Annotated in this window: 15 protein-coding genes; 11 read left to right on the top strand and 4 right to left on the bottom strand. The window is 64.2% G+C overall.

Translation table 11 applies throughout. The features are described from left to right. The first annotated feature begins 65 nt into the window (after positions 1 to 65). Both ABSY17_RS08520 and ABSY17_RS08515 read left to right on the top strand, forming a co-directional pair. Complete coding sequence (locus tag ABSY17_RS08520) at positions 66 to 1,022, top strand: metallophosphoesterase family protein (RefSeq protein ID WP_378949240.1); 957 nt, start codon at positions 66 to 68, stop codon at positions 1,020 to 1,022. Between the two features lie 3 nt (positions 1,023 to 1,025). Then, positions 1,026 to 1,406: a cupredoxin domain-containing protein gene (locus ABSY17_RS08515; protein ID WP_378949237.1), complete on the top strand. Its 381-nt coding sequence runs from the start codon at positions 1,026 to 1,028 to the stop codon at positions 1,404 to 1,406. 734 nt (positions 1,407 to 2,140) lie between these two features. Here ABSY17_RS08515 and phnF read toward each other — a convergent pair. Further along, complete coding sequence (gene phnF / locus ABSY17_RS08510; protein ID WP_378949234.1) at positions 2,141 to 2,905, bottom strand: phosphonate metabolism transcriptional regulator PhnF; 765 nt, start codon at positions 2,903 to 2,905, stop codon at positions 2,141 to 2,143. Positions 2,906 to 2,990: 85 nt separating this feature from the next. Between phnF and phnG the strand changes: the two genes are divergently transcribed. The 7 genes from phnG to ABSY17_RS08475 are packed head-to-tail and all read left to right on the top strand — an operon-like array spanning position 2,991 to position 8,159. Further along, positions 2,991 to 3,461, top strand: a complete 471-nt coding sequence (phnG, locus tag ABSY17_RS08505; protein WP_378949231.1) for a phosphonate C-P lyase system protein PhnG — start codon at positions 2,991 to 2,993, stop codon at positions 3,459 to 3,461. Beyond that, positions 3,461 to 4,063: a phosphonate C-P lyase system protein PhnH gene (gene phnH, locus ABSY17_RS08500; protein WP_378949228.1), complete on the top strand. Its 603-nt coding sequence runs from the start codon at positions 3,461 to 3,463 to the stop codon at positions 4,061 to 4,063. Before phnG ends, phnH begins: the two co-directional genes overlap by 1 nt. 1 nt (position 4,064) lies before the next feature. After that, complete coding sequence (locus ABSY17_RS08495) at positions 4,065 to 5,174, top strand: carbon-phosphorus lyase complex subunit PhnI (protein WP_378949225.1); 1,110 nt, start codon at positions 4,065 to 4,067, stop codon at positions 5,172 to 5,174. Beyond that, positions 5,171 to 6,064 (top strand): alpha-D-ribose 1-methylphosphonate 5-phosphate C-P-lyase PhnJ, encoded by an 894-nt coding sequence (locus ABSY17_RS08490; protein WP_378949223.1) that lies wholly within the window; start codon positions 5,171 to 5,173, stop codon positions 6,062 to 6,064. The genes ABSY17_RS08495 and ABSY17_RS08490 overlap by 4 nt, the downstream gene beginning before the upstream one ends. Beyond that, a complete protein-coding gene (gene phnK / locus ABSY17_RS08485) occupies positions 6,061 to 6,837 on the top strand; it encodes a phosphonate C-P lyase system protein PhnK (protein ID WP_378949220.1) in 777 nt (258 codons plus the stop codon). The genes ABSY17_RS08490 and phnK overlap by 4 nt, the downstream gene beginning before the upstream one ends. Before the next feature lie 3 nt (positions 6,838 to 6,840). Beyond that, entirely contained in the window at positions 6,841 to 7,548 is a 708-nt protein-coding gene (gene phnL / locus ABSY17_RS08480; protein ID WP_378949217.1) for a phosphonate C-P lyase system protein PhnL, read from the top strand. After that, positions 7,545 to 8,159 (top strand): DapH/DapD/GlmU-related protein, encoded by a 615-nt coding sequence (locus ABSY17_RS08475; protein WP_378949214.1) that lies wholly within the window; start codon positions 7,545 to 7,547, stop codon positions 8,157 to 8,159. Before phnL ends, ABSY17_RS08475 begins: the two co-directional genes overlap by 4 nt. Before the next feature lie 9 nt (positions 8,160 to 8,168). Here ABSY17_RS08475 and gltS read toward each other — a convergent pair whose 3' ends face one another. The 3 genes from gltS to ABSY17_RS08460 all read right to left on the bottom strand — a co-directional run bounded on the left by gltS (position 8,169) and on the right by ABSY17_RS08460 (position 11,089). Then, entirely contained in the window at positions 8,169 to 9,374 is a 1,206-nt protein-coding gene (gltS, locus tag ABSY17_RS08470) for a sodium/glutamate symporter (protein ID WP_378949211.1), read from the bottom strand. A 211-nt stretch (positions 9,375 to 9,585) separates the two neighbouring features. Then, positions 9,586 to 10,599 carry a Tim44 domain-containing protein gene (locus tag ABSY17_RS08465; protein ID WP_378949208.1) on the bottom strand — a complete coding sequence of 338 codons (1,014 nt, stop codon included), beginning with the start codon at positions 10,597 to 10,599 and terminating at the stop codon, positions 9,586 to 9,588. A gap of 145 nt (positions 10,600 to 10,744) precedes the next feature. Then, entirely contained in the window at positions 10,745 to 11,089 is a 345-nt protein-coding gene (locus ABSY17_RS08460; protein ID WP_378952524.1) for a GFA family protein, read from the bottom strand. Positions 11,090 to 11,282: 193 nt separating this feature from the next. Here ABSY17_RS08460 and phnC point away from each other — a divergent pair, with 193 nt between their 5' ends. After that, positions 11,283 to 12,125: a phosphonate ABC transporter ATP-binding protein gene (phnC, locus tag ABSY17_RS08455; protein ID WP_378949205.1), complete on the top strand. Its 843-nt coding sequence runs from the start codon at positions 11,283 to 11,285 to the stop codon at positions 12,123 to 12,125. Between the two features lie 90 nt (positions 12,126 to 12,215). Continuing rightward, the gene (gene phnD, locus ABSY17_RS08450) at positions 12,216 to 13,127 is read left to right on the top strand and encodes a phosphonate ABC transporter substrate-binding protein (protein WP_378949202.1); all 912 of its coding nucleotides are present in this window, start codon (positions 12,216 to 12,218) and stop codon (positions 13,125 to 13,127) included. Positions 13,128 to 13,145: the final 18 nt, after the last annotated feature.

Genomic DNA, 13,145 nt, shown 5'->3' with positions numbered 1-13,145 from the left:
AATAAATCCAGCAGACAAACGGTATTCTTGGTGAGCGCCACAAACGGGCGCATCAGGAGACCGACATGAGCTCCCATCGCGACGACGAACATGGCGAAGGCATCAGCCGCCGCCACGCATTGGAATGCATGATCTGGGCCGGTACCGGCGTTCTCTGGACGGTTTCGGCCGGCGTGCCCGTCTCGCTCAGCCTGCTCGGCGAGGCCGAGGCCGCAAAAGCACTCTCCGATGGCTTCACCTTCCTGCAGATCTCCGACAGCCATATCGGCTTCGACAAGGCCGCCAACCCGCATGCCATCGACACGCTGAAGGAGGCGATCGGCAAGGTCCAGGCCTTGCCGGTGAAACCCACCTTCATGATCCACACCGGCGACATCACCCATCTTTCCAGGGCCGACCAGTTCGACACGGCTCAGCAGATCATCGGCGGTGCCGGCTTCAACATGCACTACGTGCCCGGCGAACACGACGTCATCGACGAGGGCAATGGCCGCGCCTATCTCGATCGCTACGGCAAGAACACCAAGGGTGCGGGCTGGTTCTCCTTCGACCAGAACGGCATCCATTTCGTCGGTCTGGTCAATGTGGTGAACCTCAAGGCCGGCGGGCTCGGCAATCTCGGCGCCGACCAGCTCGCCTGGCTTGCCGACGATCTGAAGTCGGTGAGCGCCTCGACCCCGATCGTCGTCTTCGCGCATATCCCGCTCTGGGCGATCTATCCAGAATGGGGATGGGGCACCGACGATGCGGCGCAGGCGCTGTCACTGCTCAAGCGCTTCGGCTCGGTCACCGTGCTCAACGGCCACATCCACCAGATCATGCAGAAGGTGGAGGGCAACGTGACCTTCCACACGGCCCGCTCGACCGCATTCCCGCAACCCGCACCCGGCACGGCACCCGCGCCCGGACCGATGACGGTGCCTGCGGGTCAATTGCGCGGCCTGCTTGGCATTACCGATGTCGCCGTCCAGCCCGGCAAGGCGGAGTTGGCGATCATCGACAGCACGCTCGCCGGCAGCTGAAACGTGCATCGCATCACCCCTCATCACATGGAGGAAGCCATGTTTCCACCACCTCGCTCCACTCGGCTGCTGGCGGCTCCGCTTGTCGCGCTTGGGATAGCCCTGGCATTTCATTCGCCACTGCTTGCCGCGGATGCGCCGCGCGTGAAGATCGCGAATTTCACGTTCACGCCGGAGAACCTGACCGTCAAGGCGGGCACGACGGTGACCTTCGAGAATGACGACGACATCCCTCACCTTGTCGTGGCCACCGACGGGTCGTTCCGCTCCAAGGCGCTCGACACCGGCGACACCTTTGCCTTTACATTCACGAAGTCCGGTGACTTTCCCTATTTTTGCGGGATTCACCCGCAGATGCAGGGCAAGATCACGGTCAGCCAGTGAAAGCCGACGGTAAGCCCGCCACGGAGCGTTGGCGAGACACATCGACATTGACGGCGATGAAACCACGCAAGCGGTCCGATAAAGGACATCTTGGGGTGGCAACTCGCCCCCGCCACGAATGATGCCGCAACGGCCATCCAGTATAGTCCCGACCGCACAACGTCCGAGCAAATGGCCGTAGCTGCGTGGCGGAAAAGTTGCAGCCGCCCCAGCGGAAATAGCCACAAGTCGAGCACTATCGTTCATCTCGTGGCGTCATTGGATATGCTGACCATAAACCTTTCCGCTGCTTCAGTTTTAAGTATTTACTCAGCCTTGACTGCGGACTAATGCATGCTGCCAATATAAAATGGAAAGCATGTAAGATGACGAGGAAATTGCCTGCGAACCGCAAGTCCACGATGGTCTCACGACTTGCACTGGCATGTACAATCGTGGCCGGCATGGCAGCCACCGGCTGCAGAATGGACCCTCAAAGCAAGGCCGCCTATGACGCGCTGATGGCAAAAAAGGCGGCCGGCGAAACCAGTTCACGCAGTGAAAGTTCGGAGCCGTCGCAAGGGCCAAATCAGTAGCCAGGACCTCGGCGCGATTTTTGCGAACGCGCAAAAAGCCCCGCCAACCTTGCGGCAGCGGGGCTCAAGTCGCCCTTGGAATACGGCGCGGCACTAAAGCTTTCGCCTCAAAACTTCATTTTGCCGGCGTTGAGGGAATGGTCGGTGTGGCGGCTTGCGCTAGGCCTCGGTCGACACGCTGAGTTCGACGCGGTCGGCAGCAAAACGCGTCTCGGCATATTGGATCGGCACGCCCTCGGCATCGACATTGACGGCGATGGCAACGAGCACGATCGCGCCGGCGGACAGCTTGAGATCGGCGAGGTCGGCGGCATCGGCATGGCGCGCCGAGACCAGCGTCGACTTGCGGAAATAGTCCTCGATGCCATAGCGCTGGAAGCTGAGCGTGATCGAGCCAGTTTCGGCATAGGCCTGCTCATAGCCCGGGAACCGCTGGGCATCGAACCAGCTTGTCGCCCGCGATATGGGCCGGCCGTCGGCTTCGCTCAGTGTTTCGAGCCGCAGCACCGGTGCGTCAGCCTCGATCTGCAATGCCTCGGCCACCCGCGCGGCAGCCGGCTCGATGGCATGGGCCAATAGCACGCTGCGCCGGTCCCGCGTCTGGTCCCGCAGACCGGTGGAAAAGCGCGTCCGCGCCGAGATCGGATAGGACAGCTTCTGACGGGTTTCGACGAAAGTGCCCCGCCCCTGCTCGGCCCGCAGAACGCCCTCCTGGACGAGGGCGGCGATGGCACTTCTCAGCGTGTGGCGGTTGACGCCGAAACGCTCGGACAGGACCAGTTCAGGCGGCAGCCGGCCATCAGCGCCCAGCGTGCCTGCTGATATCGCCTGCCTGATCTGATCGGCGATCTGGCGCCACAACGCCACGCCGCTCTTGCGCGTCACCGATGATCCTTGCTCGTTCAAATCCACTGCCCCTGTCATGCGCCCGTCACGGAGCCTCGTTACAAGCCCGTTGTATGTTGTTCGTTTGTATAGAACAATAGACAAATAAGAGAACGGAGCGGCGATGAAGATGGACCGACGGCAGGAGAGAGAATTAGAGGCGGCGCGCAAGGCGGCGATGGCGACATTGGCAATGGCGTCGGGCGACGAGTTGAAGCGGCTGTGCCTGGCTGCCGGCGTGATCGGCGAAGCAGAATTGCTGCGCGGCCCCGAGACCGGGCTGGTGTCGGTGCGCGGACGGATCGGCGGCGGCGGCGCGCCCTTCAATTTCGGCGAGGCAACGGTGACGCGCGCCACGGTGCGCCTGCCCTCCGGCGAGGTCGGCCATGCCTATGCGCTCGGCCGCGACAAGGAAAAGGCGAGGCTGTCGGCCATCACCGATGCGCTCTGGCAGAACGAGGCGCGGCGCGCCGATATCGAGCAACTGATTATCGCACCGCTGCGTGCCGCCCAAACGGCGGCCGATGCGACCCGCCGCGCCGAGACGGCGGCGACCAAGGTCGACTTCTTCACCATGGTGCGCGGAGAGGACTGATGGAACAGGCAATCGACGGCGGTTTCGCCGCTCCCGTTTTCGACGCGCAGGCGATCTTCCGTGCGGTCATGGACGCCATGGCTCGGCCGGGCACGATCCAGCCGGTCGCAGCGCTGACCCAGCCGCCGGCCACACTGTCGGCGACGGCCGGTGCCGTGGCGCTCACCCTTTGCGATCACGACACGCCGCTCTGGCTCGACACTCCGCTTCAGGTTTCGGCGGCAGCAAAATCCTGGCTCGCCTTCCACAGCGGCGCGCCGTTGGCCGCAACGGCTGCCGACGCTCATTTCGCGCTCGTCGCCAATCCGGCAAACCTGATGGCGCTCGAAAATTTTGCGCAAGGGACACAGGAATACCCTGACCGGTCGACGACGCTGATCCTGCAGGTCGAGAGCCTGACGGCAGGCGAGCCGCTCGAACTCAAGGGCCCCGGCATCGAGACTCTTGCCACCATCGCGCCGACGCCGCTGCCGCGCCATTTCGTCGAGCAGTGGAAGCAGAACGGCGCCCGTTTTCCGCGCGGCGTCGACATCATCCTGGCGGCTCCCGACGGCGTCGCCTGCCTGCCCCGCACCACACGCATCAAGACGCTGGAGACCTGATATGTATGTTGCTGTCAAAGGCGGCGAAGCGGCCATCGCCAATGCCCATCGCCTGCTCGCAGACCGTCGCCGCGGCGACCGCTCGGTGCCAGCGCTGCGCATCGACCAGATCGTCGAGCAACTGGCCCTCGGCGTCGACCGCGTCATGTCGGAGGGCTCGCTCTACGACCGCGAACTGGCGGCACTTGCCATTATGCAGTCGCGCGGCGACTTGATCGAGGCGATCTTCCTCGTCCGCGCCTATCGCACCACCCTGCCGCGCTTCGGCTACACCAGGCTGATCGACACTGCCGCGATGCAGGTCGAGCGCCGTGTCTCGGCGACCTACAAGGACCTGCCCGGCGGCCAGTTGCTCGGCCCGACCTTCGACTACACCCATCGCCTGCTCGATCCCGAACTCGCCAACGACGCGGCCGTTCCCGCGCCCGAGCAGCGCGAGGCCGACGGCCAGCGCATGACGCGCGTTTCGGAAATTCTCGCCCATGAGGGTTTGATCGAGGCCGATGGCGAATTGCCGGAGGATCATCTTACCGGCGACATCACCCGCGAGCCGCTGGAATTTCCATTGGCCCGCGACAGCCGCCTGCAGGCGCTTTCGCGCGGCGACGAGGGTTTTCTCCTGGCCCTCGGCTATTCGACCCAGCGCGGCTATGGCCGAAGCCATCCCTTCGTCGGCGAGGTCCGCATCGGCGAGGTCGAACTCGAGCTCGACGTGCCGGAGCTGCCCTTCCCCGTCACGCTCGGCCGCATCCGCGTCACCGAGTGCCAGATGGTCAACCAGTTCAAGGGCTCGGCCAAGGCGCCGCCGCAGTTCACCCGCGGCTACGGGCTGGTCTTCGGCCAGTCGGAGCGCAAGGCCATGGCCATGTCGCTTTGCGACCGGGCCCTGCGCGCCGGCGAACTGGGCGAGGACATCACCGCCCCTGCCCAAGACGAGGAGTTCGTCATTTCGCACTCCGACAACGTCCAGGCCACCGGCTTCGTCGAGCACCTGAAGCTGCCGCATTATGTCGACTTCCAGGCCGAACTCGACCTCGTCCGCCGCATGCGCACCGAGCATGAGAAGCGAAACCAGATCAACGAAACCGAGCAGCGGGAGGCGGCGGAATGACCACCGCAGCATCAGAAATCGCCACCTACAACTTCGCCTATCTCGACGAACAGACCAAGCGGATGATCCGTCGGGCGATCCTCAAGGGCATCGCCATCCCGGGCTACCAGGTGCCATTCGCCAGTCGCGAGATGCCGATGCCCTATGGCTGGGGCACCGGCGGCGTGCAGGTGACGGCCGCGATCATCGGCCCCGACGACGTGCTGAAGGTCATCGACCAGGGCGCCGACGACACCACCAACGCCGTCTCCATCCGCGCCTTCTTCCAGAAGGTCGCAGACGTTGCCGTGACCACCGAGACGGCGAAGGCAACGATCATCCAGACGCGTCACCGCATCCCGGAACATCCGCTGACATCAGGACAAACGCTGGTCTACCAGGTGCCGATCCCCGAGCCGCTGCGCTTCCTTGAACCGCGCGAAACCGAAACGCGGAAAATGCATGCGCTCGAGGAATACGGGCTGATGCACGTCAAGCTCTACGAGGACATCGCCAAACACGGCCGCATAGCCACGACTTACGCCTATCCGGTCAAGGTCGAGGGCCGCTACGTGATGGACCCCTCGCCGACGCCGAAATTCGACAATCCGAAGATGCACATGTCGCCCGCGCTCCAGCTGTTCGGCGCCGGCCGCGAGAAGCGCATCTATGCCGTGCCGCCCTTCACCGAAGTGGTCAGCCTCGACTTCGAGGACCATCCCTTCGAGATCCAGAGCTTCGACCAGCCCTGCGCGCTGTGCGGGGCGGAACAAGTCTATCTCGACGAGGTCATCCTCGATGACAAGGGCGGGCACATGTTCGTCTGTTCCGACACCGACCATTGCGAGACGCGCCAGGCCTGCGGCCATCGCGGTCACCTCTCGCCCGACATCCTGGAGCCTGCCCAATGACCGACGAACCGCTTCTGCGCGTCACGGCGCTGTCCAAATACTATGGCTCGCGCATCGGCTGCGAGGACATCTCCTTCGATCTCTGGCCAGGAGAAGTGCTGGCCATCGTCGGCGAGTCCGGCTCGGGCAAGACCACCTTACTCAACTGCCTGTCGACGCGCCTGCTGCCGACCTCCGGCACCGCCAGCTACCGCATGCGCGACAGCCAGTGGCGCGACCTCTACCGCATGAGCGAGGCCGAACGCCGCTTCCTGATGCGAACCGACTGGGGTTTCGTTCACCAGAACCCGGCCGACGGCCTGCGCATGACGGTGTCGGCCGGCGCAAACGTCGGCGAGCGGCTGATGGCCATCGGCGACCGCCACTATGGCAACATCCGCTCGACCGCCATCGACTGGCTGTCCCGTGTCGAAATCGGCGAGGAGCGCATCGACGACGAACCTCGCGCGTTTTCCGGCGGCATGCGCCAGCGCCTGCAGATCGCCCGTAATCTGGTCACTGGCCCGCGGCTGGTGTTCATGGACGAGCCGACGGGCGGCCTCGACGTGTCGGTGCAGGCGCGCCTGCTCGATCTGCTGCGCGGGCTGGTCACCGATCTCGGCCTTGCGGCCATCGTCGTCACGCACGACCTCGCCGTGGCCCGGCTCCTGTCGCAGCGGATGATCGTGATGAAGGACGGCCATGTCGTCGAAGCCGGCCTCACCGACCGCGTGCTCGACGATCCGCGCGCGCCCTACACCCAGCTTCTCGTCTCCTCGATCCTTCAGGTGTAAGCCATGGCCACGCCACTCATCGTCTCCGAGGTCGCCAAGGCCTTCACCATGCACCTGCGCGGCGGCATCCGCCTGCCCGTCGTCGCCAATGTCTCCTTCTCGGTCAGATCAGGCGAATGCGCCGTGCTCGGCGGCCCCTCGGGCGCCGGCAAGAGCTCGGTCCTGAAAATGGTCTACGGCAATTACGGCGTCGACCAGGGCCAGATCATCGTCGACCACCACGGCCAGCTGGTCGACCTCGCCAGCGCCAACCCGCGCACCGTGCTAGCGGTACGCCGCGACACCATTGGCTATGTCAGCCAGTTCTTGCGCACCGTGCCGCGCGTCTCGGCGCTCGATGTCGTCGCCGAGCCACTGGTGGCCCGTGGGGTAGAGCGCGAGCAGGCGCAGGATCGTGCCGCCCACCTTCTTGCCCGGCTCAACCTGCCGGAACGACTGTGGAGCCTGCCGCCGGCCACCTTCTCAGGAGGCGAGCAGCAGCGCGTCAACATCGCGCGTGGCTTCATCACCGACCACCCGATCCTTTTGCTCGACGAGCCGACCGCCTCGCTCGACGCCACCAACCGCGAGGTGGTGATAGGCCTGATCGAGGAGAAGAAGCTCAAGGGTGTGGCCCTGCTCGGCATCTTCCACGACGCCGACGTGCGCGAGGTGGTTGCCGACCGCATCATCGACGTCACCGCGTTCGCAGCCGGAAAGGTCGCCGCATGAGCCGCAAGCTATCCGAACAGCCCTTGATCCACCCCACCGCCGAGGTCACGCAGTCGACCCTCGGCCGCTGGACCGAGGTGGCCGAGCGCACCCGCATCAGCGAAAGCGTGCTCGGCGACTATTCCTACGTCATGCAGGACTGCAGCCTGTGGTGCGCCACGGTCGGCAAGTTCTCCAATATCGCAGCAGCGGTACGCATCAACGCCACCAACCACCCGACCTGGCGGCCGACGCTGCACCACTTCACCTACCGCGCCTCCGACTATTGGGACGATGCCGAGCACGAGACCGAGTTCTTCGAGTGGCGCCGTTCCAATGCCGTGACCATCGGCCATGACACCTGGCTCGGTCATGGCGTGACCGTGCTACCGGGCGTGACCATCGGCGACGGGGCCGTCATCGGCTCGGGCGCCGTGGTGACCAAGGACGTCGCCCCCTACACAATCGTCGCCGGCGTGCCGGCCAGGCCGATCCGCGAGCGTTTCGACCGAAGAACCGCCGAACGCTTCCAGGCGCTCGCCTGGTGGGACTGGGACCACGCCAGGTTGCGCACGGCACTCGACGATTTCCGCAATCTCTCTGCGGAAGAGTTTCTGGAGAAGCACGAATAGACGTCCGGCTCAGAGCAACAGGAAGAGCTGGATCGCGAACACATTGACCAGATCGACGAAAAACGCCGAGACCAGAGGCAGGATGATGAAGGCGTTGGGCGACGGACCATAGTGCTTGGCCACCGCCGTCATGTTGGCGATGGCCGTCGGCGTGGCGCCCAGTGACAGGCCGATGAAGCCCGCGCACAACACGGCCGATTGGTAGTCCTTGCCAAGCAGCGGGAAAAGCACGACCCAGACATAGGCGGCGACGACAGCCGCTTGTATGATGATGACCACCAGCAGCGGACCTGCCACGCCTGCAAGGGTCCAGAGCTGCATGCTCATCAGCGACATGGCCAGGAATGCCGAAAGCGAATACTCGGAGATCAGCGTCATTGCAGGCGTGCGCGCCGGCCATTTCAGCCGTGGGAAGGCAAGCGGCACCGTGTTGGACAAGGCGACGCCCATGAGCAGGCAGGGCACGAAGAGCGGCAGCTTGATGCCCATGTCCGAGATCAGTCCGTGGACCAGATAGCCGAAGACCACGGCGACATTGACCAACAGCAGTGCTTGCATGAAGGTGGTAGTGTTTATCGGCGCGGCATCCGTGTCGGTCGCGGCCACCCGTCCGTCCGCGGTTCCGGTTTCAGGGCTCAGCTGTCCGCGGTCGACGAGAAACTTCGCCACAGGCCCTCCCAACACGCTGGCCACGATGAGGCCGAGCGTTGCAGCGGCCACGCCGACTTCGATGGCCTGGGGAAAACCGTGTTCGGCAGCGATCGCCGGCGCCCAGGCGATTGTCGTGCCATGCCCGCCGACCAGCGCAATCGAGCCCATGATCAGACCTGCCGGCGAGGGCAGGCCGAACATCCGGACGCTGAGGATGCCGACAGTGTTCTGTACGAAGACGAAGGCAGCGGTCAGCATGGCGAGCACGAACAGCGTCCGGCCGCCGACGCGCAGGTCGGACAGACGAGCATTGACACCGACAGTGGCAAAAAAAATTACCAGGAGCCTGTCGCGCGTGGTCATCTCGAAGACGATTTGCAGCCCCGTGAGGGCATGGAAAACCCAAATGGCTGCGGCCGCGAGAAACCCGCCGGTGACTGGTTCGGGGATGTTGTAGTTGCGCAGGAAGGGGATGCGGCGGTTCAGGATCACGCCGACGAAATAAATGACGATTCCAAGCGTGAGGGTCAGGAAGTCCGGCGAGACGAGAACATTGTTGGCCATGGCCAATCCGCGTTTCTCTTACAACCAGAATGTGGGGCTGGATCAAACGATGCCAATCCTCCCGACTTCAACCTTTCCTAGAAAAAAATTGTGGCCGATTGGCGGTATGGCCCGACCGTGGGTCTCTGCGGGATGTCGGTAAGAAAAAAGACGCGCCCGCAGCCGGCCCTCGAAAGGGCGGCTGCGGGCGCAGCAATCAGTAGGGAACGGTTCAGGCTTGCTGGATCGCCGAGAGCTGCCAGTCGCCACCATTCTGGCGCACGAAGGTCCAGAGCTCAGTCACTTCCGTCGGCGCATCGGCGTCACCCTCGACGACCTTGCCGCTGGCGCGGTCGCGGGTCACGTCGATCGAGGAATAATTGAGTGCGGCGGTAGCGTAATCGCGGTCGCCCTCGCGCCAGCTTTCGGCAATGTCCGCCTGCAGCAGTTGCACGTCGGTCACGTCGTTGCGCACGCCCTTCTGGGCATTGTCGGCGAGTTCCTCGGACAGATATGACACCATTTCGGGGGTAACCAGCCGGCGCAGCGCCTTGTGGTCCTCGCGGCCGAAGGCTTCCTGCACCTCGCTCAGCAGGCGCTGGAAGGCGTCGAGATCGCTCTGGTCAAGCGTGATCTCCTCGCTGACCGGCTGCTGTGGGGCCGAGCCCAGGCCTCCGCCGATGCTCGGGATGTTGAACGCGCGCTTGCCGCCTTCTTCACGCGGCTCCGCATCGCGATAGGCGAAATTGCCGTTGCCACCAGTTGCACCCGCGGCAGCGCCCGCCGGTGCCGGCGAGGCCACCGGCCGCGAGCGGATCAGGCGAAGTACCAGCCAGATCGCGCCGCCGATCAGCAAGACCTGCAGCAGCATGCCGAACATGCCGGCGAGACCGCCGAAACCCTGGCCGAGCAACATGCCGATCAGGCCACCCATCAACAGGCCGCCCAGCATCGAGCCGCCGAAACGGCTCATGAAGCCGGGGCGCTGCTGGGCCGCTGCACCGGGACGGGCCGCGTTGGTGGCCGGGTTGGTCGCCTGACCGGTGTTCGGCGTCATCGACCGCTCCATCGGCGCGGTCTGCTGCGGCGCGGTACGCGTCGGCGGTGCCGACTGGAAGGTGCGCGTGCCGCGACTGCCGAAGCTGCCGCCGCGCCGGGCGTCGGCGTGGTCGACGGCGACCATCGAGAAGGCAAGGAACAGGCCCGCGAAAAGCGTGGCAAAGCGGGTCGTTCGGGACAATTTCATCGGCGGTTCCTCAAAATGAAGTCCGCCCTCATATAATGTCTAACAAGTGTAGTGAAAGGGTCGCCCGTTCAACTTTTCGCGGAATCTTGCCGGAATCGGCCAAGCCTTTGAATCCACGACACTTGAACGCTTCGGCGCGCCCCAGTCAGCGGCTGCGCCCATCGACAGGTATGCGCTGCAGTGTGCCGAGATCGATCTCCTCGATGCAGCGCACATTGATCGCCGCCGTCTTCTCGCCGCTGGGGCTGACGCCCGTGCCGAACGGCGCGCAGCCGCAGTTCTTACAGAACATATGGTCTATAATGTGCTTGTTGAACCTATAGGTCGCCATGGCCTCGGGTGGCGTGTGCAGTGTCAGTTTCTCGCGTGGAACGAACCACAGCAGATACCCCTTCCGGCTGCAGTGCGAGCAGTTGCATTCAAGCGCGCTCGTCGGCTCGCCCTCGACCTCGAACGACACGTTTCCGCAGTGACAGCTTCCCTTGGCCATGAGCCCTCCTCCACTTTCCGCCTCGACGATCCATGTTTGCAGCGCCTGCAAACGAGCTTCAAGGTGCATTTTCGGCACCCCGTCCTGTGCATCGTAACAAAACTGACATGCTCCCGACATTGCAGCTTCATGTCCCGCGTCTAGGCCGATAGCCGAAAAGGGCGGAAAGCCCTGATGGGACAGGGAAGCCACGATGCTCGTAATCCGCAACGTCACCCGCCGCTTCGGCAAGAACGTCGCCGTCAACGGCGTCAATCTCAAGATCCAGCCCGGCCAGATGGTCGGCATCATCGGCCGCTCGGGTGCTGGCAAGTCGACGCTGCTCAAGACCATCAACCGCCTGATCGACCCGAGCGAGGGCTCGATCTCCTTCGACGGCACCGAGGTATCGTCACTTCGCGGCGCGCAGTTGCGCCGCTGGCAGCGCGACTGCGCCATGATCTTCCAGCAGTTCAACCTGGTGCCGCGCCTCGACGTGCTCACCAACGTTCTGCTCGGCCGCCTCAACCATCGTTCGACCGGCCTGAACCTGCTCGGCATCTTCTCCCGCGAGGAGCGCATCCGGGCCATCGCCGCCCTCGAACGGCTCGACATCGCCCGCACCGCACTTCAGCCTGCAGGCACGCTGTCGGGTGGCCAGCAGCAGCGCGTCGCCATTGCCCGGGCTTTGATGCAGGAGCCGAAGCTGATCCTCGCCGACGAGCCCATCGCCTCGCTCGACCCGCTCAACGCCAAGGTGGTGATGGACGCATTGCAGGACATCAACCTGCGCGAGGGTATCACCGTCATCACCAACCTGCACACGCTCGACACCGCCCGCACCTACTGCAACCGCATCATCGGCATGCAGGGCGGCGCGGTAGTCTTCGACGGCGCCCCCGAAGAACTGACCACTGAAGCCGTACGCCTGGTCTATGGCGCCGACAGCGACGGCGCAGAGATTTCCGAAGCCATCACCTCGACCAGCATCCGCCCGGCCAAGGTCAAGGTTCCCGCATCCGCCGCACCTCTGGAACCGGCCTACGCCCCGGCCTGAGGCCATCAGCGGTCGTCTCGCCCGCGTCAAGGGCCGGCCATCAGCAACCACAACAACCCGGCGATGGGCCGGGAAAACTGGAGACCTGCAATGTTCAAGAAAGCACTTCTGGGTGCCGTTTCGCTTGCCGTGCTGGCAATCGGACAGGCCCATGCCGCAGACCTCAAGGAATTCCGCATCGGCCTGATCGGCGGCGAGAACGAAGCCGACCGCCTGCGCAACTTCCAGTGCCTGGTCGACCAACTGCCGAAGGCCATCGGCGTCGAGAAGGTGTCGCTGTTCCCGGCCGCCGACTATGACGGCACCATCCAGGGCCTGCTCGGCGGCACGCTCGACTACGCCGAGCTCGGCGCTTCGGGCTACGCCAAGATCTACCTGCAGAACAAGGATGCGGTCGAGCCGATCCTGACCACCGTCCAGACCGATGGTGCCACCGGCTACTATTCGATCATGGTCGCCAAGAAAGACTCCGGCATCACCAAGCTCGAAGACCTCAAAGGCAAGAAGCTCGGCTTCGCCGATCCCGACTCGACCTCGGGCTACCTGATCCCCGCAACCTCCCTGCCCAAGGACCTCGGCGGTACCGCCGTGAAGGACTACTTCGCCGAGACCGGCTTCGGCGGCGGCCATGAAAACCTCGTCCTCGAAGTGCTGAAGGGTACCTTCGATGCCGGCACGACCTTCGGCTCAGGCGTCGGCGAGTTCAAGGACGGCTACACCTCGGGCAACCTGCGCAAGATGGTCGACAAGGGCATCCTCGACATGGACGACCTGGTCGAGGTCTGGAAGTCGCCGCTGATCCCGAACGGCCCGATCGTCGTGCGCACCTCGCTCGACGCCGACATCAGGACCAAGTTCAAGGACTACATGATGAAGCTGCCGGAAACCGATCCGGCCTGCTTCGCGGCGATCCAGGGCGGCGACTTCAAGGGCTTCACCGAAGTCACCCCTGAATTCTACCAGCCGGTCATCGACGCCCGTAAGGCGCAGATCGGCAGCTAAGCCCTCAGGCAACGCGGA

The sequence above is a fragment of the Mesorhizobium sp. ANAO-SY3R2 genome (assembly GCF_042466635.1).
In the GTDB taxonomy this organism is placed as follows: Bacteria; Pseudomonadota; Alphaproteobacteria; order Rhizobiales; family Rhizobiaceae; genus Aminobacter.
This window is presented reverse-complemented; position numbering and strand designations above follow the sequence as displayed.